The organism is Paradevosia shaoguanensis, from assembly GCF_016801025.1.
Classification (GTDB): Bacteria; Pseudomonadota; Alphaproteobacteria; order Rhizobiales; family Devosiaceae; genus Paradevosia; species Paradevosia shaoguanensis.
Window position 1 is genome coordinate 1,496,224 of sequence record NZ_CP068983.1, and the last position, 19,493, is coordinate 1,515,716.

Below are 19,493 nucleotides of genomic sequence, written 5' to 3' on the forward strand. Positions count from 1 at the left end.
GCTGACATCCAATGTCAGCCTTTTATGCTAGGCTCAAAAAATGCGAGCGAGCCGACTGCTTTCGATCATGATGATGCTGCAATCCCGAGGCCGGCTGAGTGCGGAAACACTCGCCGAGGAGCTCGAGGTTTCGGTGCGCACGATCTATCGCGACATCGACCAGCTGAGCGCGGCGGGCGTGCCGGTTTATGCGGAAACCGGGCGCAATGGCGGCTTTGCGCTGCTCGATGGCTGGCGCACGCGACTGACCGGTTTGACAGCGCCGGAAGCCAAGGCGCTGTTCCTTTCGGGGCTGCCCGGGCCGGCGGCGGAGCTGGGGTTATCGGACGACATGGCCGCGGCCGAACTCAAGCTGCTGGCGGCCCTGCCCGCCGACTGGCAGGACGAGGCGCGGCGAATCAGCGGGCGCTTCCATCTCGACCCCAAAGGCTGGTTCCAGCCGGGGCGCGTGCATGAACACCTCAAATCGGTGGCCGATGCGGTCTGGAGCGAGCGCCGCATCCATGTGCGCTACGAGAGCTGGACGGGTGTTTCCGACCGCGTGCTCGAACCGCTGGGCTTGGTGCTCAAGGGCGGCATCTGGTACGTGGTGGCGCGGCGCGAGGGCGCCATCCGCACCTACAGGCTCTCAAATATCCTGGCGCTCATCATGACCGAGGAGCGTTTCGAGCGGCCCGACGATTTCGACCTGCCCGGGCACTGGGAGCAGGCGACGCTGCAGTTCGAAAAGGACATCTATGTCGATACCGCGCTGGTGCGGGCATCCGAGATCGGCCGCAAGCGGCTGCTCGATGTCAGCCAGGTGGTGCGCAGCGCCGTCGAGGCCGCGCAGATCGAGCCGGATGCCGAGGGCTGGGCAACGCTCACCATCCCCATCGAGGAAATCGGCTGGGCGGCGCGGGAGATGACCAAGATCGGCTGCGAGATCGTGGTGCTGGAGCCACCCGAACTGCGCAGCCGGATGGCCGAAATGGCGCGAAAGCTCTGGGCGCTCTATGCCGGCTGAACCTCGCGCACGCGGGCGGCGGCGATGGTGGCGCGGACGGCGGATTCGTCGGTCAGCGTGAGCTGGTATTCGCGCTCGAGCGAGGTGCCGCCCATGCCGACGAAGGGATTGAGGAAGGCCATGCCGGAGGGCACGGTCTTGCCGGCCGAGAAATGCGCCTCGGGCGCGCCGGTGCGGTCGAGCACGTCGGCGATATTGCCGGCATTGAGCCCGCCACAGACCATGACGACGAGGCGACCATTGGCGAGAGACACGGTGTCCTTGAGGATATCGAGGCCATCGAGCGCGGTGCGGCGCTGGCCGGAGGTGAGGACGCGATCGACGCCGGCATGGACGAGGTCCTCGACGGCCTGGCGGTAATCGACGGTCATGTCGAAGGCGCGATGGAAGGTGACGGTGAGCGGCTTGGCGGCGCGGACGAGCGCGCGGGTGCGCTCGACATCGACGCGGCCCTCAGCGGTGAGGCAACCGATGACGACGCCGGCGACGCCGAGGTCGCGCAGGGCTTCGACATCGCGCAGCATGCTCTGGAATTCCTGCTCGGAATAGAGGAAATCCCCGCCGCGCGGACGGACGATGACGTTGAAGGGAATGGTCGAGAGCTTGAGGGCTTCGCGCACCACGCCGATCGAGGGCGTCAGGCCGCCTTCGAGGAGGCTGGCGCAGAGCTCGACCCGGTCCGCCCCCGCCTTCTGCGCTGCCAGAAGGCCATCGATGCCTTCAACACACACTTCGATCCGGGGGAGTCTGGGCTTGGTCATCTCGCACACCTGGCTTCAGATTGGTCACTCGCATCTTGAATGCTAGCGCCACCCCGCCGCGCGAGGCAGGGGCTTTGGGGCGTGGCAGATATGCACGGAGGGGGCATCCGTAGTTTCCGGGAGGCCGGCGTTGAGGCCTCGGCAAGACCGGACGGCCGAAACATGGCACCAGGTCAAGCTGGGTGCACGACATGATGGCGCGGTGGCGGGCAGACGTGGAGGGCGTGGCGGCGGTGGAGTTCGCGATCCTGACGCCGGTCTTCCTGCTGATGCTGATGGGGATGCTGGCCTATGGCATCTATTTCGGCGCTGCTCATTCGGTGCAGCAGATCGCGGCGGATGCGGCGCGCACCTCGATCGCCGGGCTCAATGCCGGAGAGCGCAACAGCCTCGTCAAAGCCTTCATCGACAACAATGCGCGGGACTATGTGTTCATCGACGGGCGCAAGGTCAGCTACTGGATTGGCGACAAGCCGAGCGATGCCAGCCAATACATGGTGACGGTACGCTACGACGCCTCGGACCTGCCGATCTGGAACCTGGGCATCCCCCTGCCCTCGCCCGGCAAGGTCATCGGCTTCACCTCGGTGATCCGCAAAGGGGGAATCTGATGCGGCTGCTCGCGGCATTCCTGCGGGACGAGCGGGCCTCGATGGCGGTGATGTTCGCCGGCGCGCTGATCCTTGGCGCCATAGCCTGCGCCTTCGCGATCGATGAAGGCTCGCTCTACTACGAGCGGCGCGTGATGCAATCGGGCGCGGACCTGGCGGCGCTGCAGGCAGCGCGCGATCCCTCCAATGCGACAAGCATCGCCCGCGGGGCGCTGATCGAGGCGGGATTGATCACGGGGATCGAGACCGGGCTCAACGATCCGCTTTCGCCCAGGAGCATGATGGTCGAGGCCGGGCAATATGTGGCCGACGCCAGCCAGCCGGCGGCGCAGCGGTTCAAGCCAGGGCTGACGCCTTACAACGCGGTGCGGGTGCGCTACCGGCAGCGCGGGGGCCTCTATTTCGCGCGGCTCTGGAGCGAGCCCCCGATGATGAGCGTGGAGGCTGTGGCGACGACGACGCCGGAGGTGGCGTTTTCGGTAGGCTCGCGCCTGCTCAGCCTCAAGGACGGCGTGGCCAATGCGCTGCTTAACGGCCTGCTGGGCACCAATATCAATATCGCGGCGGCCTCCTACAATGCGCTGCTCAATGCCAGGGTCAGTGCCTTCAGCTTTCTCGATGCGCTGGCGAGCGAGCTCAATATCACCGCGGGCACCTATGCCGACGTGCTCAGGGCCAAGGCCGACCACGGCGTCATCGCCAGGGCGCTGGCGGCGACGCTCAACGGCACCGAGAAGACGGCGATGCAGACGATAGCGGCGGCGGCCGGGCACAACGGCAAGGTCGAGATCGGCAAGCTCTTCGATCTCGGGCGCTATGCGAACCTGGCGCTGGGCACGGGGGAGACCGGGATTTTCACCAAGGTCTCGGCGCTCGAAATGCTCTCGGTGAGCGCGGCGCTGAGCGATGGCACGCACCAGGTGGCGCTCAATGCCGGGATCAGCGTACCGGGACTGGTGGGAGCGAATGTGAAGCTCGCCGTAGGTGAGCCGCCGCAAAGCGGGAGCTGGTACGCGATCGGGCCTGCCGGGACAATCGTGCGGACGGCGCAGGTGCGGCTCAAGGTCAACGTGAAGATGTCGCTCGATATCCTCAACCTGGGGCTGGTGGCCTCGGTGCTCAGCCTATTGGGCATCCAGCACGTGTTCGACGTCGATGTGCCCATCTATGTGGAAGTGGCCAATGCCGAGGCGCAGGCAGTGGCGGCGACGTGCCCGGCGGGCAATGCCACGAGCGGCACGGCCACCATCGCGGTGCGGCCGGGCGCGGCGCGGATCGTGCTGGGCGAGGTGAGCGATGCCGCCATGGCCAATTTCGGGGCGTTCCCCGCCGTGGGCGAAGCCAGGCTCATCAATGTTCTGGGGGTGCTGACCGCGACAGGATCGGCGCATGTGCAGGTGGCGCAGATGCAGCCCAAGCTCGTGACGTTTTCGTCGGCAGAGATCGCGGCGGGGACGATCAAGTCGGTCTCGACGACGACGATCGCACAATCGCTGATGACCTCGCTGCTCTCGACGCTGACGCTCGACGTCAAGGTGCTGGGGCTGCTGGGTGGGCTCCTGAGCAACGTGCTGGCAGCGACCGGGCTCACCAACCTGCTGTCGCCACTGGGCGCAGCGCTGGATCCGGTGCTGTCGGGGCTGCTCAGCACGCTGGGCGTGAAGGTCGGCGAGGCAGATGTGCGGGTCTATGGCGTGCGCTGCGCGCCGCCGGTGCTGGTGGGGTGATCAGCAGCCTCCACTCGCATGAACCCCGGCTCTTCGGCCGGGGAAGTGCAGAGGGCGCTTGCACCACGGTGCCCGGCTAGTCGTAGGAGCGTGGGGTGAAGACCCAGTCGTGGCCGGTGGCGTGGAGGCGTCGGGTGCGCGAGGAGCCGATGATGAGGGTGGAGCGGGAATCGACGGCGGCGCTGGTGAGTTCGCCCAGGGTAAGGATGGAGAGCGTTTCGGCGGGGCGGCCGATGTCGCGGCCGACGATGACAGGCGTGCCCGGTTCGCGGAAACGGCGGAGGATTTCAAGGGCGCGGTCGAGCTGGTGCGGACGGGCCTTGGAGATGGGATTGTAGAGGGCGAGCACGAAATCGGCGCCGGCCGCGGCGGCAAGGCGCTGCTCGATGATGTCCCAGCTCTTGAGGTTATCCGAGAGCGAAAGGACAGCGAAATCGTGCCCCAAGGGCGCGCCGGCGCGGGCGGCGGTGGCCATGGCGGCGGAGATACCGGGGAGGATGGAGAGGTCGAGCTGGCGCCAGGCCGGGTTGTCCTCGGCGGCGAGCGCTTCCATGACGGCGGCGGCCATGGCGAAGATGCCGGGATCGCCCGAGGAGACGAGAACGACGCGGCGGCCGGAAGCGGCGAGATCGAGCGCGGCGCGGGCGCGCTGCAATTCCTGGCGGTTGTCGGAGGGATGGAGGCGCTGGTCGGGGCGGAAGGGGCCGGCCATGTCGACATAGGTCTGGTAGCCCAAAATGTCGGTGGCGGCGCGCAATTCGGCGGTGACTTCGGGCGTGCGCGTGGCGGCGTCGCCCGGCCCGAGGCCGATGACGGCGAGACGGCCGGCGACGGGGCGGTAGAGATAGACCAGTTCGTCCGGGCCGGCTTCGGCGGGCGCGTCGACGATGCGGATGCGCAGGCGCGCCGAGGGATCGACCGTGAGGCCGGAAAATTCGAGCCAGGGGGCATCGCCGTCGATCTGCACCGGGCGGCCTGAGAGCAGCTCGGAAACGAAGGATTTGGCGGCGGCGGCATTGAGGAGCTGGTAGCCGGGCGGCGGGTTGAGGAGGTTGATGCCGAAGCGCAGTTCGCCCGTAGTGGTGATGGCCGGGCGGGTGGCGAGGGCCTCCCCGATCGTGCGGGCCAGCGCATTGACGCCGCGCGTGGCGCCCAGCAGCGGCACCACGGCCGAGCCGTCCTCGGCGATGGCGAGCACGGGCGGCTCGGCGAGCTTGGACTGGAGCAGCGGCGCCAGGGCGCGGATGAGGATGCCGGCGGCGCAGAGGGCGATGATCGGGCGATCTTCGCGATAGGCATCGCGCAGGGCATCGCCGAAATTGGCGATGGTGACATCGGCGCCGATGACGCGGGTTTCGAGCCCGAAGATGCGCGCGCCGGGGAGCGCGGACTGGATGCGCTGGGCGGTTTCAAGGCTGGCGGCGTTGAGCACGAAGATGGCGGGCGTCAGCTGAGCCATTTGCGACCCGGCACCAGGATGATCGAGAAATAGGGCGAGGTTTCGGGATCGACCTCGGCCAGCGGCAGCACGCGCTCGGCGGCCATGGTGGCGCGCTCGACATAGAGGGCGCGGGCTAGGAGGCCGAGTTCGGCAAGGGTCGCGCGGACCTTGGCGAGATTGCCGCCACCCAGCTTCATGATGACGGCGGCATCGGCCTGCGAGAGGCGGGCGCGCAGATCGTCGGGCGAGAGGGTGCCCGAGAGGACACTCAGGCTCTGGTTGCGATAGACGAGCGGCGTGCCGAGGACGGCGGCGCCGGCAAAGATCGAGCTGACGCCGGGCACGACTTCGGTGTCGTAGCGGGCGGCCAGCCGATCGTGGATATACATGTAGGAGCCGTAGAACAGCGGATCGCCCTCGCAGATGACGGCGACGTCGCGGCCGGCATCGAGGTGGCGGGCGATTGCATCGGCGGAGGCGTCGTAGAAGCCGCCGAGGATGGTCTCGTAATCCTGGCCTTCGGGCAGCTTTTCGCGCGTCACCGGATATTCGAGGCGCAGCAATTGCTGGGCCGGCGCGAGGTGGCTTTCGACGATGGCGAAGGCGTTGCCCTTGCGGCCGCGGGCGGCGAAGAAGGCGATGACGGGCGCAGCCTTGAGGCGGTTGAGGGCCTTGAGCGTCAGGAGTTCGGGATCGCCCGGGCCGACGCCGAGGCCAAAGAGCTTGCCAGCCATCATTCGCGCTCTGTGGCCAGGGCGTTGACCGCTGCGGCCGCCATGGCGGTGCCGCCGCGGGTGCCGAGAAGGGTCACGAAGGGGATGGCGGCTTCGTTTTCGGCGAGAGCCTGCTTGGCGGGCGCGGCTTCATCGAAACCGGCAGGGAAGGCGAGGATCAGCGCGGGGCATGCGCCTGAGGCGCAGATGGTGGCGATGGCTGCAGGGTTCGAGCCGATGGCGATGACGGCGCCATCGAGGGTATCGGCCTCGGCCAGGAGCGTGGCGACATTGTCGGCGGGCAGGCGCGAGCGGGTGATGCCGCGCTGGACGGTGACGGAATCGCAGAGGATGGGGGCGCCGGCAGCGAGGGCGGCGCGGCCGATGGCGCCGGCCCGGGGCGAGGCGCGCAGGTCGGCGATGACATCGACCATGCCGCTGGCATGGGCCACGCGCACGGCGAGCTTTTCGAGATCGGCAGGGACGGCCGACAGGTCCGCTTCCTCGCGGATGATCGAGAAGGAGCGGCGATAGATCTCGGCGCCGTCACGGATGTAGTCGAGCACGTTTTCCCCGAAGAAGTCAGGCCTTGGCGAGCTTGCGGGCGATGCCGGCCACGGTGAGCGAGGACGCCAGCTTCTCCCCGAAGCGGGAGGCGGCGCCATCCGCCCTTCGATAGAGATCATAGCGCCCGGGCGCAACAGCCACGAGCGTGTGGGGCGCGGCCTGCGCCGAAGCGCAGGACTTTTCGCAGCCCGAAAGATGCAGCCCGGCACGGATGCCGAAGCCGGCCAGCAGCATGGCATCGCGCTGCGTGTCGGCCAGCGCCGAGCGGCAGCCGGCGGAGCCGGAGCAGGCCAGCATATCAGACAGGGGATGGTCGGGCGCGATCACGAAGCCCAGGGCTTCGAGGGCGGCGAGAGTCGCGGCGGGCCGGGCCAGGCCGGGCAGGATCACCGATTGATGCGGCGTCAGGCGAATCGTGCCGTCGCCTTCGCGTTCGGCCAGCGACGCGAGGCCTTCGAGCATTTCGGGGGTCAGGCGACCGAGAGGAGGACGAGCGCCGATCCAGGAGATCGCGGGCGATTGGGGGTGGATGCCGAAGTGGCTGGTGGATGCCCGCGCGCCGGGGGCGATTGGGGCGTCGAGGAAGCCGTCGGTCAGTTCGCGGGCACGGCCGCCGAGCTGGCGCATGCGGGGAGCGCCGGTGGCGAGGAAGCGTTCGATCATGGCGGCGATGGTTGCCGCCACGTTTTCGGCCTGCACCGTTCCGAGGGGGGAATCGAGGAGCGTTCCGCCGAGGCCCAGTGCGAAAGTGTCGCGGGTGACGGCGGCGAGCCAGATGTCGTTGGGGTGGTGCAGCGGGGCGGTCGCTTCGCCGCCATCGACCAGAATCGAGAATTTGGGCGAGAGGGCGTGGAAATCGGCGCGCCGGTCGAGGAGGGACAGGAGCGCGCGGGCGATGGGGGCAGTGTCGAGCAGCGCCTGGTCGTCGATGCCGTAGCTGGGGCTGACCATGACGTTGCGGACGTCGTCGGCACCAGAGCTCGTCGCGCCGAGGCCGGCATCGAGGAGGCACCGGGCGAGTGCGTCGCCGTCAGTGGCGGCGATGCCGCGCAGCTGCAGGTTGGCGCGGCTGGTGATTTCGATGATGCCGTTGCCCCATTGGCGGGACGCGGCGGCGAGCGCGCGTGCCTGGGCGGCATCGAGCGTTCCCAGCGCGACCTTGACCCGGCAGATGCCGCCGTCGCGCGCAGGCGCCAGCCGATAAAGGCCGGGACAGGCGGATTGGCGGATGGGGGACGCCTCGTTCATTGCGGCAATCTAGATGGTTTCGCGGTTGGCTGAAAGCGGATCGCGGGGCGGTGGTGGGAGGTGCGGTTGGGGCTTACCCCCACCCCTGCCCCCTCCCCGCAAGGGGGGAGGGAGACCTGCCGGCTCAATCTTGCCCCTTAAAGAACGGCTGGGTACCGCCCTCATAAGAACACGCGAGGCTTCGTATCGAGGAATTGGCCAAGGCTCCGCGCCAAAAGAAAAAGCCGCCTTGCGGCGGCTTCTTGGGAGGGATGGTGGAGCCAATCGGAATCGAACCGACGACCTCTTGAATGCCATTCAAGCGCTCTCCCAACTGAGCTATGGCCCCTTATTCCCTTGGGATTTCGCTCCGGAAGCGGCGATGCCCTCCCGAAGCGAGGCGCAACCTATTCAAGCTCTCTCCGATACGCAAGGCCTATTTTGACCTTTTTGTAAAACTCTCGGAAGAGCTTGATTTCGTTAGCGTTCGTCCTCGTTACCGACGTCAAAGTCGATATCGTCTTCGTCTTCATCCTCTTCGAGGAACACGTCTTCCTCGTCGTCGCCAAGGTCTTCCTCAACCTCGACATCCTCGACATCGGGAATGTCCTCGCCGCCTTCAGCTTCGTCGTCGGCATCTTCGAGCGAAACGATCTCGGGCGCGTTCGCGTCCTCGACTTCATCCTCTTCGACTTCCTCTTCCTCGTCGTCCTCTGCACGAGCACGAGCGGGGGCAGGCTTGCCGGGAAGGATCTGTTCGAAATAGGAGCGCGGATAGCTCTTGCCGGTATAGGGCGAGACGATCGGGTCCTTGTTCAGATCGTAGAACTTCTTGCCGGTCTCGGGATCGGTTCGTTTGGTGCCGCGGTCGGAATTAGCCAATCTTGCTTTCCTCACGATGGGATTTGCGGGATTTCGCCCGCCTTCGAAGGTCCGGTTAGGGGGAAACCTTGAACCTGTCAAACCCAAAATGCGTGGGGAAAGGCAGCGTTCCCGGCCACGCATGGCGGGCCTTGCCTTGGCCCCTCCAAACCTGCCGTGGTAAGGCGACGGCACGAAACAGCAACATGCCGGAGCTAGCATGACCATGATCATCGCCGTGGACGGGCCGGCCGCCTCGGGCAAGGGCACGCTGGCGGGCGGGCTGGCCGGCTATTATCGCCTGCCGCACCTGGATACGGGCCTGCTCTATCGCGCCGTGGGCCGGGCCGTGGAAGCCTACGAGAACAAGCCCGAATTCGAGGCCATGGCCATCGAGGCGGCGCTGAACCTTCATGCCGACGATCTCGACCCCGAATTCCTCGTCGCCCAGAAGATCGGGAACCTCGCCAGTAAAGTTGCGGTGATCGGGCCGGTGCGCAAGGCGCTCTTCCAGTACCAGCGCGACTTCGCGCTGCGTCCGGGCGGCGCGGTGCTCGACGGGCGCGACATCGGCACGGTGATCTGCCCCGAGGCCGACGTAAAGCTCTTCATCGTCGCCGATGCCCGGGCGCGGGCGGAGCGGCGGGCGCGCCAGTTCGCGGCACGCGGCCAGGCGGTTGATTTCGAAACGCTCTATACCCAGATAGAGGAGCGGGATGCGCGGGATCGCGCCAATCCCAATGGCGGCTTCTACCCGGCGTCCGACGCATACTTGCTAGATACGACGCAACTGGATATAGAGGCCGCACTCCGCGCAGCCGTCGCGATCGTCGATGCGGTCATTGCGCGCAAGGCCGGGCACTAGCCCAAATCCATCCTTGCGGCACTGGACCACAGGTAACGGTCACCAAAACGAACCGGCCGGCGCTTTCTTCGTTTTATCAGAATCGGGATCTTGCGCCCCTGCACCGGGTCTGTCGGCATTTGCCGCGTCCGGACGCTCGATCCTTGGAAACCCTACGAACAACCGGTGCATCTGGAGAATAATTTGGCACAGCAAACTGTGACTAAGGAAGATTTCGAAGCCCTCCTCATGGATAGCTTCGTGGATAACGAGCCGCTGGAAGGCACCGTTGTCAAAGGCAAGGTCATCGCCATCGAGAACGACCTGGCCATTATCGATGTGGGCCTGAAGACTGAAGGCCGCATCGCGCTCAAGGAATTCGGCCAGGCTGGCCGTGACGGCACCATCAAGGTCGGCTCGGACGTCGAAGTCTATGTCGATCGCGTGGAAAACGCTGTCGGCGAAGCCGTTCTCTCGCGCGAGAAGGCTCGCCGCGAAGAGAGCTGGGTGCGCCTCGAAGAGATGCACAACAAGAACGAGCGCGTTGAAGGCGTCATCTTCAACCAGGTCAAGGGCGGCTTCACGGTCGACCTCGAAGGCGCCATCGCCTTCCTGCCGCGTTCGCAGGTGGACATCCGTCCGATCCGCGATATCGGCCCGCTCATGAACGTGCCGCAGCCGTTCCAGATCCTGAAGATGGACAAGCGTCGCGGCAATATCGTCGTGTCGCGTCGCGCCATCCTCGAAGAGAGCCGCGCCGAGCAGCGTTCGGAAATCGTCCAGCAGCTCGAAGAAGGCCAGATCGTCGACGGCGTGGTCAAGAACATCACCGATTACGGTGCGTTCGTTGACCTCGGCGGCATCGACGGCCTGCTGCACGTCACCGACATCGCATGGCGTCGTGTCAACCACCCGTCCGAAGTGCTCTCGATCGGCGAGACCATCAAGGTCCAGATCGTTCGCATCAACCACGAGAGCCACCGCATCAGCCTCGGCATGAAGCAGCTCCAGGCTGATCCGTGGGAAGGCATTGCCGCCAAGTATCCGCTCGGCGCACGCTTCACCGGCCGCGTGACCAACATCACCGATTACGGCGCGTTCGTGGAACTGGAGCCGGGCATCGAAGGCCTGATCCACGTCTCCGAAATGAGCTGGACCAAGAAGAACGTCCATCCGGGCAAGATCGTCTCGACCTCCCAGGAAGTCGAAGTCATGGTCCTGGAAGTCGATCCGGAGAAGCGCCGCATCTCGCTCGGTCTCAAGCAGACCCTGCAGAACCCGTGGGAAGCCTTCGCCGAGAAGCACCCGGTTGGCTCGACCATCGAAGGCGAAGTCAAGAACAAGACCGAATTCGGCCTGTTCATCGGCCTGGAAGGCGACGTGGACGGCATGGTTCACCTCTCCGACCTGGACTGGCAGCGTCCGGGCGAGCAGGCTCTCGAGGACTACAATCGTGGCGACATGGTTCACGCCAAGGTTCTCGACGTCGATGTGGAGAAGGAGCGCATTTCGCTCGGCATCAAGCAGGTCGGCAACGACCCGTATGAAGAAGCCGGCGATACCCTCAAGAAGGGCGCTGTGGTTACCGGCACCGTTACCGACGTCAATGACGGCGGCATCGAAGTGAAGCTGGCCGACAGCGAAGTGACCGCCTTCATCCGTCGTGCCGACCTCAGCCGCGACCGCAACGACCAGCGCCCCGAGCGCTTCGCCAAGGGCGACAAGGTCGACGCACGCGTCACCCAGTACGACCGCAAGACCCACCGCATCTCCCTCTCCATCAAGGCGCTCGAAATCGCCGAGGAGAAGGAAGCCGTGGCTCAGTACGGTTCCTCGGATTCGGGCGCTTCGCTCGGCGACATCCTGGGCGCCGCCCTCAAGAGCAAGAGCGAAGAGAATTAATCTCTCGCCGGCTTGAACCGATCGGGGCCCGCGCTGGCGACAGCGCGGGCCTTTCTTTTTGGACTTTTCGGGATCATGACGCGACAGACAAGATGGCGGCCGATGGCGGCGGACGACCTGGCTGCGGTAGAGGCGATCGCGGCGCAGGTGCATCCAGGGTTTTTCGAGGCGCCGGAAGTCTTCGCCGAGCGGCAGGCGCTTTATCCTCTGGGAACCCACCTTCTCGAAATCGACGGCGCGCCCTCCGGCTACATGCTCAGCCACCCCTGGCGTTTCCGGCGTCTGCCGGCGCTCAATTCGCTGCTGGAGACGATCCCGGCGGAAGCGGACACCTATTACATCCACGACCTGGCCCTGTTACCGACCGCCCGCGGGACGGGCGCGGCCGGAAAGATCGTGGCGCAACTGACCGAACTCGCGTGCGAAAAGGGTTTTGCGACGATGAGCCTCGTCGCCGTCAACGGCTCGCTGGGTTTCTGGCGCAAACAGGGATTTATGCCGATTGACGCTCCCGAGCTGGCAGAAAAGCTTGCCAGCTACGAGGACGCGGCTCGGTTCATGGTGAAGTCACTGACTTGAAACCGGAGCGCGTTGTAACTACAATTCTGGAGTTACAATTTGCGGCTCGAGTGGGACGAGGACAAGAACGAGTCCAACTGGTGAAGGCACCATGTAAGATTCGAGACGGCCGCACACGCGCTGTTTGACCCCTTTGCGATCGATGAGCGCGACCGCGATATCGCGAGCGAAAGCTGGCGGAGGATGATCGCCGAGGTCGGCGCGGATTTGCTCTTCATCGTCTACGCGATCGAGGAAAACCATGACCAGATCGAAACCATCAGGATCATCTCGGCCCGCTACGCCTCGCGAAGCGAGCGTAGACGCTATGAAACCGCCAAGGATCGTGCGCTACGAACTTGACCCGCTCAATCCACCACCTCTTACCGAGGAGCAACAAAAGGAACTGGAGGCTCTCCGCCTCAAGACAGACGCGGATATCGACTTTTCCGACATGCCTGAAGCCGACGACGCCTTCTTCGAACAGGCGGTGCCGGGGCGGTTCTATCGACGGCTCAAGCAGCAACTCACCCTTCGGATCGATGCCGATCTCATTGCCTGGTTCAAGCAGGAGGCCGGGGGGGATGGCCGGGGTTACCAGACCCGCATCAATCAGGCTTTGCGCGAATATGTCGTGAGTAAGCAGCAGGCGCGGAAGAAGGCCGGCTGAGCGGCCGGCCTTGCATTTGCCCCAAGGCGCGCGTAACTGCCGTCAGGAACTGGTTTTTGTCGGAAGGCGCCATGACCAACGAGACGACACCCGAGCCGGCTGCGCCGCGTCAGAGCCCCGAGGCCATCGTGGCGACGAGCGTGTTGCGGCGATCGCGGTCGCGCTGGCGGATCGCGGCGTTCCTGGCGCTGGCTTTGGCGGTGATCGCAATGGTCGGGCGCTTCGCCATCGAGCAGACGGCGGGCGGCTCGGACACCATTGCGCGGGTCAATATCGACGGCACGATCGCGACCGATCCGGCGCGGCTCAAGGTCCTCAGCGACCTGGGCGAGGATGATCACGTCAAGGCGGTGATCGTGGCCATCAACTCGCCGGGCGGCACGACGGCGGGTGGCGAGGAACTCTACGAGGCGCTCTCGGCCTTGCGCGAAAAGAAGCCGGTCGTAGCGGTCATCAAGGAACTGGGCGCTTCGGCGGCCTACATGACGGCCATTGCCTCGGACCGCATCTTTGCGCGGCGGCTTTCGATCGTGGGCTCGATCGGCGTGCTCTACCAGAACGTGGATGCCGGCAAGCTCATGGAGACCATCGGGGTCAGCATGGAGAAGGTGGCGACTGGCCCGCTCAAGGCCGAGCCGGACTTTACCGGGCCGATCAAGCCGGAAGTGCGGGCCAGTCTGGAATCGCTGGTCGGCGACAGCTTCAACTGGTTCGTGGACATCGTCGCCGAGCGGCGCGGGCTGACGCGCCCGCAGACGCTGGCGCTGGCGGATGGACGTATCGTCACAGGCCGGCAGGGCATCGAGAACAAGCTGATCGACGCCATCGGCGGGGAAGCGGAGGCGATCGCCTGGCTCCAGGACGAGCGCAACGTGCCCGCAAAGCTGCCGGTCCAGAGCCGTTATCCACTGCCCGACCAGGGATTTGGCTGGTTCGGCAAGCTCATCGGCTCGCAGGCGCGTAGTGCTTTGGGATTAAATCCGACCGGCCCTATCGTGCTTGACGGGCTTGTTTCGCTTTGGCAGGTTGGACCAGCATCTTGAGGCAGGCATTCCAGCGGCAACGCAACCGGGGACGGCGATGATTAAATCCGAACTCGTACAAAAGCTTGCGGAAGAAAACCCGCACCTGTTTCAGCGGGACATCGAGAACATCGTCAATGCCATTCTCGACGAGGTCGGCGACGCCATGGCGCGCGGCGACCGGGTCGAGCTGCGCGGCTTCGGCGCCTTCTCGGTCAAGAACCGCCCGGCCCGCGTGGGCCGCAATCCGCGCACCGGCGAACAGGTGGATGTCGGCGAGAAGTACGTGCCCCAGTTCAAGGCCGGCAAGGAGATCCGCGAACGGCTGAACCGCGACTAGCGGTTGCGTTCGCATCGGGACGACGGGTCAATGGTCAAACGCATCGTGGGTTGGGTCGTCCTCGTGCCGCTTTGCGTGCTGCTGATCCTGTTCGCCCTGGCGAACCGGCAATTGGTGATCGTCAATTTCAACCCGTTCATGCCCTCGGCCACGCTGACCCAGCCCGGTTTCGGCGTGCCGCTCTTCCTCGTCATCTATATCGTGCTGCTCCTGGGTGTCATCGCCGGGGGCATCGCCACCTGGTTCGCGCAGGGCAAGGTGCGGCAGGAAAAGCGCCACTGGCGCAAGGAAGCCGAAACGCTCACGCGCGAGCTGGAAAGCCTGCGCAAGAGCACCGGCCAGATCGCCGGACGCAACGCCCTCGCCGAAGTCGATGACATTCTCGGCAAAACCTAGGCTCCAAGCTCCCTCAAAATACCCACGATGAGCACGCAACCCATCATCAAAATCTGTGGCATCAAGACGCCTGAAATCCTTGAAGCTGCAATCGATGCCGGCGCAGACATGGTCGGCTTCGCCCATTTCCCGCGCTCGCCGCGCCATGTCGATATCGAGACCATAGCCGATCTCATCTCGCAGGCGCGGGGGCGGGTCGAGACCTGTGTCCTGCTGGTCAATCCCGACAATTCGGCGGTGGCCGAGATCGCGGCGCTCGGACCGGACTGGCTGCAGCTCCATGGGCCGGAAACGCCCCATCGGGTGGAAGCCATCCGGGCGGAAGCGGGCATCTCGATCATGAAGGCGCTGCCGGTCGGATCGACCGAGGACCTGGCGCAGCTTCCGGCGTTCCTGGACGTCGCCGACCGCATCCTGCTCGACGCCAAGCCGCCCAAGGGTGCCGACAGGCCCGGCGGGCTGGGCGTGCCGTTCGATTGGTCGCTGCTCAAGGCGCTTGACCCGGCAATCGCATTCATGCTTTCGGGAGGGCTGACGCCTGACACGGTGGCAGAGGCCATCCAGCGGGTGCAGCCTTTCGGCATTGACGTCTCCTCCGGGGTGGAAACGGCGCCGGGCGAAAAAGATGCTCGGCTCATCGCAGCCTTCATCCGCAATGCCCGCATGGCGGCGGCCGCCTGAACATAAAGGACTTTTCAAAGTGGTAGCGAACGGGGCCAATTCCTTGCGCACCGGTCCCGACGAACGGGGTCGTTTCGGCTTTTACGGCGGGCGGTTCGTGGCCGAAACGCTGATGCCGCTGATCCTCGACCTTGAGGCGCAGTATCGCGCCGCCAAGGTGGACCCGGAATTCCAGGCGCAGATCAAGGAACTGGCGACGCACTACACGGGGCGTCCCTCCCCGGTCTATTACGCCGAGCGGCTGAGCGAACACCTGGGCGGCGCCAAGGTCTACCTCAAGCGCGAAGAGCTCAACCACACGGGCAGCCACAAGATCAACAATTGCCTTGGCCAGATCCTGCTTGCCAAGCGCATGGGCAAGACCCGCATCATCGCCGAGACCGGCGCCGGCCAGCATGGCGTGGCGACGGCGACGGTGTGCGCCAAGTTCGACCTGCCCTGCACCATCTTCATGGGCGCTACGGACGTCGAGCGGCAGTGGCCGAACGTGGTCCGCATGAAGATGCTGGGCGCCGAAGTGCGCCCGGTGACGGCGGGCGCGGGCACGCTCAAGGACGCGATGAACGAAGCGCTGCGCGACTGGGTGACCAATGTCGAGAGCACCTATTACCTTATCGGTACGGCTGCCGGCCCGGCGCCCTACCCCGAAATGGTGCGCGACTTCCAGTCGGTGATCGGCGAGGAAATCAAGGCGCAGATGCTCGAGCTGGAAGGCGCGCTGCCCGATGCGGTGGTGGCCTGCGTGGGTGGCGGCTCGAACGCCATCGGCACGTTCCATGCCTTCCTCGACGAGCCTTCGGTCAAGATTTATGGCGCGGAAGCCGGCGGGCACGGGATCGAGGTCGAGAACGGCCATGCCGCCTCGATGACCGGCGGGCGCCCGGGCGTGCTGCACGGCAACCGCACCTATCTTCTCCAGAATGACGACGGCCAGATCCTCGAAGGCCATTCGATTTCGGCGGGCCTCGACTATCCGGGCGTTGGCCCGGAGCATTCCTTCCTCAAGGACAGCGGCCGCGTGACCTATGCGCCGATCACCGACAAGGAAGCGCTCGAGGCCTTCCAGCTCCTGACCAAGCTTGAGGGCATCATTCCGGCGCTCGAAAGCTCGCATGGGCTGGCGCAGGTGATGAAGATCGCCCCCAAGATGGGCAAGGACCAGACCATCGTGCTCTGCCTTTCGGGGCGCGGTGACAAGGACGTGGAAAGCGTCGCCAAATATCTCGGGATGCAGATGAAATGACCTCGCGTATCGACGCGCGCTTCGCCGCGCTCAAGGCGGAGAACCGTCCGGCCCTGGTCACGTTCGTCATGGCGGGCGACCCGGATTTCGACACGGCCCAGGAAGTGCTGGCGGCCCTGCCGGCGGCCGGCGCAGACGTCATCGAACTCGGCATGCCGTTTTCGGACCCGATGGCCGATGGCGTTGCCATCCAGCTCGCCGGACAGCGGGCGCTGGCCAATGGCCAGACACTCAACAAGACGCTCGACATGGTGCGCACCTTCCGCAAGGGCGACCAGAAGACGCCGATCATCCTCATGGGTTACTACAACCCGATCTTCATCCATGGCGTGGATGCCTTCATCGAGGACGCGGTGGATGCGGGCGTTGACGGGCTCATCGTCGTCGACCTGCCGGCCGAGGAAGACGAGGAATTGTGCATTCCCGCGCTCAAGGCAGGGCTCAACTTCATTCGCCTGACGACGCCGACGACGGACGACAAGCGCCTGCCGGTCGTGCTCAAGAACACGTCGGGCTTCGTCTACTACGTCTCGATGACCGGCATTACCGGCGCGGCGATCAAGAACCGCGCCGCGGTTGGCGAAGCGGTGCAGCGGATCAAGCGGCATACGCCGCTCCCGGTGGCCGTGGGCTTCGGCATCAAGACCTCCGAAGATGCCGAGAAGATCGGCCGGGACGCGGACGGGATCGTGGTGGGCTCGGTGCTGGTCAATGCCATTGCCGAGAGCCTCGAGAACGGCAAGGCGACGCGGGTGACCGTGCCGGCGGTGACGGACCTGGTTTCGGCGCTCTCGGCCGGCGTCAAGCGGGCGCGCGCCTGACGGCGCGCCTCCCCTAAGCGGCGTGGGTTAATCCACAAGGCCAGCCGTGCTTTGCGCCGCGGGGCGCATGCTGATAATATTCGCCACAATTGATGCCTATGTGCCGCAGGGCCAAGGCATAGCAGCGAGGAATTGCTCATGAACTGGATCAGTAACATGGTCCCCCCGAAGATCCGGTCGTTCCTGAACAAGCGGGAAACGCCGGAGAATCTCTGGGTCAAGGACCCGGAATCGGGGGAGATGGTGTTCTATCGGGATCTTGAGGCCAACCAGTGGGTTGTGCCCAATTCCGGCTACCACATGAAGATCAAGGCCAAGGACCGCCTGGCCACGTTCCTTGACGGCGGCAAGTACGAGAGCATCCCGCTGCCGGCCGTGCCGCTCGATCCGCTGAAGTTCCGCGATCAGAAGCGCTATACCGACAAGCTCAAGGAAGCGCGCAACAAGACCGGCATGGACGATGCCGTGCTGGTTGCCGCCGGCAAGCTTTTCGGGCTCGACGTGACCGTCGCCGTCCAGGATTTCGACTTCATGGGCGGCTCGCTCGGCATGGCTGCCGGGCAGGCGATCATCACAGGCCTCGAAACCGCGGCCCAGCGCAAGACGCCGTTCATCCTCTTTGCGGCCTCGGGTGGCGCGCGCATGCAGGAGGGCATTCTTTCCCTCATGCAGATGCCGCGCACGACCGTGGCGGTGCTGCGCCTGCGCGAAGCGGGGCTGCCGTTCTTCGTGGTCTTCACCAACCCGACCACGGGCGGCGTCACGGCCTCCTATGCCATGCTGGGCGACGTGCACCTGGCCGAGCCGGGCGCGCTCATCTGCTTTGCCGGCCCGCGCGTCATCGAGCAGACCATACGCGAGAAGCTGCCCAAGGGCTTTCAGCGCTCGGAATACCTTTATGACCACGGGATGGTGGACGCCGTCGTGCACCGCCATAACCTGCGCCCGACCATCGGCTCGATGGCGGCCATGTTCATGAAGCATGCGGCTCCGGCGGACCTCTCGGTTCCGGCCCCCGTGCCGACGATCTCGATGCGCGACGCGGCCATTGCCGCCGAGGGTGACGACGACCTGACGGTGGCGCCGCCAGAAGCCGCGCACGCGGAATAATCATTTGAGCTAAAGGTGTGGGCGCTTACGGCGCCCCACCCCTTCCCGGCCTTCGCCGGGCAAGAGAAATCGGGTGCCTTGCGCCCTAAATCACGACAATACCGGAATGCTTGGCCTTGTCCTCGGGCTCGACATGGATCGTGACCGTGGCGTCGGATTCGGCTTCGCGCAGCTTGGCTTCGATGCGGTCGCAGATGACGTGGGCCGCTTCCACGGTCATCGAGCCGGGGACGACGAGATGAAACTCGATGAAGGTGGCGCTGCCCGCCTGGCGGGTGCGGATATCGTGGGCTTCGATGGCGCCTTCGGCATTGGCCGAGATGATCTCCTTGATGCGCATCAGCTGGCGGGCGTCGACGGCGACGTCCATGAGGCCGATGACGCTGTCGCGCAGGAGCTGCCAGCCCGACCAGAGGATGGAGAGGCCGACCAGCGCGGCAAGGATGGCGTCGAGCCGCTGCCAGCCAGTGATGATGACGAGGCCCACACCCACCAGCACGCCGAAGGTCGAGATGACGTCGGTGAGCAGGTGCTTGCCATCGGCCTGCAGCGCCGGCGAGCGCTCGCGGCGGCCGCGGCTGATGAGGAGATAGGCCCAGGCCATGTTGAGCACGGAGGCGATGACGCTGACGGCAAGGCCCAGCGGATCGGCAACGAAGGCGCGCGGGGACATGAAGCCGTAATAGGCCTCACGGAAGATCAGCAGCGCGGCGACGACGATAAAGACGCCGACGATAACGGCCGAGAAGTATTCGGCCTTGTGATAGCCATAGGGCAGTGTGTCGTTGGCCGGGCGGGCGGCGAGGCGGACGGCGATGAGCGTCACCACGGCCGTCACCACGTTGACGACGCTTTCCAGGGCATCCGAGAAGAGCGCGATACTACCGGTGGCCCAGGCGGCAAAACCCTTGAGCCCGAGCACCACCACCCCGACCACGAGACTGCCCATAGCCAGTTGCAATGCGACGGGGGAATGCGTGTGCCGTGCCATG

General features: G+C 65.4%; 22 protein-coding genes and 1 tRNA gene. 15 read left to right on the forward strand and 8 right to left on the reverse strand.

Annotation, left to right across the window (positions count from 1 at the left end):
- Positions 1–40: 40 nt before the first annotated feature.
- Positions 41–1,006, forward strand: a complete 966-nt coding sequence (locus JNE37_RS06995; protein WP_203065775.1) for a helix-turn-helix transcriptional regulator — start codon at positions 41–43, stop codon at positions 1,004–1,006.
- Here JNE37_RS06995 and JNE37_RS07000 read toward each other — a convergent pair.
- On the reverse strand, positions 994–1,767 hold the full coding sequence (locus JNE37_RS07000) for a copper homeostasis protein CutC (RefSeq protein ID WP_203065776.1): 774 nt from the start codon (positions 1,765–1,767) through the stop codon (positions 994–996). The genes JNE37_RS06995 and JNE37_RS07000 overlap by 13 nt on opposite strands.
- A gap of 191 nt (positions 1,768–1,958) precedes the next feature.
- Between JNE37_RS07000 and JNE37_RS07005 the strand changes: the two genes are divergently transcribed.
- Complete coding sequence (locus tag JNE37_RS07005; protein ID WP_035095971.1) at positions 1,959–2,378, forward strand: TadE/TadG family type IV pilus assembly protein; 420 nt, start codon at positions 1,959–1,961, stop codon at positions 2,376–2,378.
- Positions 2,378–4,105 carry a TadG family pilus assembly protein gene (locus JNE37_RS07010; RefSeq protein WP_203065777.1) on the forward strand — a complete coding sequence of 576 codons (1,728 nt, stop codon included), beginning with the start codon at positions 2,378–2,380 and terminating at the stop codon, positions 4,103–4,105. The genes JNE37_RS07005 and JNE37_RS07010 overlap by 1 nt, the downstream gene beginning before the upstream one ends.
- A gap of 76 nt (positions 4,106–4,181) precedes the next feature.
- Here the strand turns inward: JNE37_RS07010 and cobJ are convergent, their stop codons facing one another.
- The 6 genes from cobJ to JNE37_RS07040 all read right to left on the reverse strand — a co-directional run bounded on the left by cobJ (position 4,182) and on the right by JNE37_RS07040 (position 8,935).
- Positions 4,182–5,564 carry a precorrin-3B C(17)-methyltransferase gene (gene cobJ / locus JNE37_RS07015; protein WP_379124950.1) on the reverse strand — a complete coding sequence of 461 codons (1,383 nt, stop codon included), beginning with the start codon at positions 5,562–5,564 and terminating at the stop codon, positions 4,182–4,184.
- On the reverse strand, positions 5,552–6,283 hold the full coding sequence (locus JNE37_RS07020; protein ID WP_203065778.1) for a precorrin-2 C(20)-methyltransferase: 732 nt from the start codon (positions 6,281–6,283) through the stop codon (positions 5,552–5,554). Before JNE37_RS07020 ends, cobJ begins: the two co-directional genes overlap by 13 nt.
- Entirely contained in the window at positions 6,280–6,825 is a 546-nt protein-coding gene (locus tag JNE37_RS07025; protein ID WP_203065779.1) for a precorrin-8X methylmutase, read from the reverse strand. The genes JNE37_RS07020 and JNE37_RS07025 overlap by 4 nt, the downstream gene beginning before the upstream one ends.
- A 16-nt stretch (positions 6,826–6,841) precedes the next feature.
- Positions 6,842–8,074 (reverse strand): precorrin-3B synthase, encoded by a 1,233-nt coding sequence (gene cobG, locus JNE37_RS07030; RefSeq protein WP_203065780.1) that lies wholly within the window; start codon positions 8,072–8,074, stop codon positions 6,842–6,844.
- Between the two features lie 252 nt (positions 8,075–8,326).
- Positions 8,327–8,402: transfer RNA gene (locus tag JNE37_RS07035), tRNA-Ala, on the reverse strand.
- A gap of 131 nt (positions 8,403–8,533) precedes the next feature.
- Entirely contained in the window at positions 8,534–8,935 is a 402-nt protein-coding gene (locus tag JNE37_RS07040) for a TIGR02300 family protein (protein ID WP_035029441.1), read from the reverse strand.
- Positions 8,936–9,134: 199 nt separating this feature from the next.
- Here JNE37_RS07040 and cmk point away from each other — a divergent pair, with 199 nt between their 5' ends.
- The 12 genes from cmk to accD all read left to right on the forward strand — a co-directional run bounded on the left by cmk (position 9,135) and on the right by accD (position 18,501).
- On the forward strand, positions 9,135–9,779 hold the full coding sequence (gene cmk, locus JNE37_RS07045; RefSeq protein WP_343073229.1) for a (d)CMP kinase: 645 nt from the start codon (positions 9,135–9,137) through the stop codon (positions 9,777–9,779).
- Between the two features lie 228 nt (positions 9,780–10,007).
- On the forward strand, positions 10,008–11,660 hold the full coding sequence (rpsA, locus tag JNE37_RS07050; RefSeq protein ID WP_035092586.1) for a 30S ribosomal protein S1: 1,653 nt from the start codon (positions 10,008–10,010) through the stop codon (positions 11,658–11,660).
- A gap of 75 nt (positions 11,661–11,735) precedes the next feature.
- On the forward strand, positions 11,736–12,239 hold the full coding sequence (locus tag JNE37_RS07055; RefSeq protein WP_203065781.1) for a GNAT family N-acetyltransferase: 504 nt from the start codon (positions 11,736–11,738) through the stop codon (positions 12,237–12,239).
- Between the two features lie 138 nt (positions 12,240–12,377).
- Positions 12,378–12,581, forward strand: coding sequence for a BrnT family toxin (locus tag JNE37_RS07060; protein ID WP_246513653.1), 204 nt, complete (start codon positions 12,378–12,380; stop codon positions 12,579–12,581).
- Entirely contained in the window at positions 12,565–12,888 is a 324-nt protein-coding gene (locus JNE37_RS07065) for a BrnA antitoxin family protein (RefSeq protein WP_246513563.1), read from the forward strand. Before JNE37_RS07060 ends, JNE37_RS07065 begins: the two co-directional genes overlap by 17 nt.
- Positions 12,889–12,959: 71 nt before the next feature.
- On the forward strand, positions 12,960–13,931 hold the full coding sequence (sppA, locus tag JNE37_RS07070) for a signal peptide peptidase SppA (protein ID WP_052152341.1): 972 nt from the start codon (positions 12,960–12,962) through the stop codon (positions 13,929–13,931).
- Positions 13,932–13,968: 37 nt separating this feature from the next.
- Entirely contained in the window at positions 13,969–14,250 is a 282-nt protein-coding gene (locus JNE37_RS07075) for an integration host factor subunit beta (RefSeq protein ID WP_035029450.1), read from the forward strand.
- Positions 14,251–14,280: 30 nt separating this feature from the next.
- Positions 14,281–14,646, forward strand: a complete 366-nt coding sequence (locus JNE37_RS07080; protein WP_052014999.1) for a LapA family protein — start codon at positions 14,281–14,283, stop codon at positions 14,644–14,646.
- 27 nt (positions 14,647–14,673) lie between these two features.
- Positions 14,674–15,327, forward strand: coding sequence for a phosphoribosylanthranilate isomerase (locus JNE37_RS07085; protein WP_035029453.1), 654 nt, complete (start codon positions 14,674–14,676; stop codon positions 15,325–15,327).
- Positions 15,328–15,346: 19 nt separating this feature from the next.
- Entirely contained in the window at positions 15,347–16,570 is a 1,224-nt protein-coding gene (trpB, locus tag JNE37_RS07090; protein WP_035029707.1) for a tryptophan synthase subunit beta, read from the forward strand.
- Positions 16,567–17,391, forward strand: a complete 825-nt coding sequence (gene trpA, locus JNE37_RS07095; RefSeq protein ID WP_035092595.1) for a tryptophan synthase subunit alpha — start codon at positions 16,567–16,569, stop codon at positions 17,389–17,391. The genes trpB and trpA overlap by 4 nt, the downstream gene beginning before the upstream one ends.
- 138 nt (positions 17,392–17,529) lie before the next feature.
- Entirely contained in the window at positions 17,530–18,501 is a 972-nt protein-coding gene (gene accD, locus JNE37_RS07100) for an acetyl-CoA carboxylase, carboxyltransferase subunit beta (RefSeq protein WP_035029456.1), read from the forward strand.
- An 85-nt stretch (positions 18,502–18,586) separates the two neighbouring features.
- On the opposite strand, the gene JNE37_RS07105 is transcribed toward accD, so the two are convergent.
- Complete coding sequence (locus JNE37_RS07105; RefSeq protein WP_246513565.1) at positions 18,587–19,492, reverse strand: cation diffusion facilitator family transporter; 906 nt, start codon at positions 19,490–19,492, stop codon at positions 18,587–18,589.
- Position 19,493 lies beyond the last annotated feature (1 nt).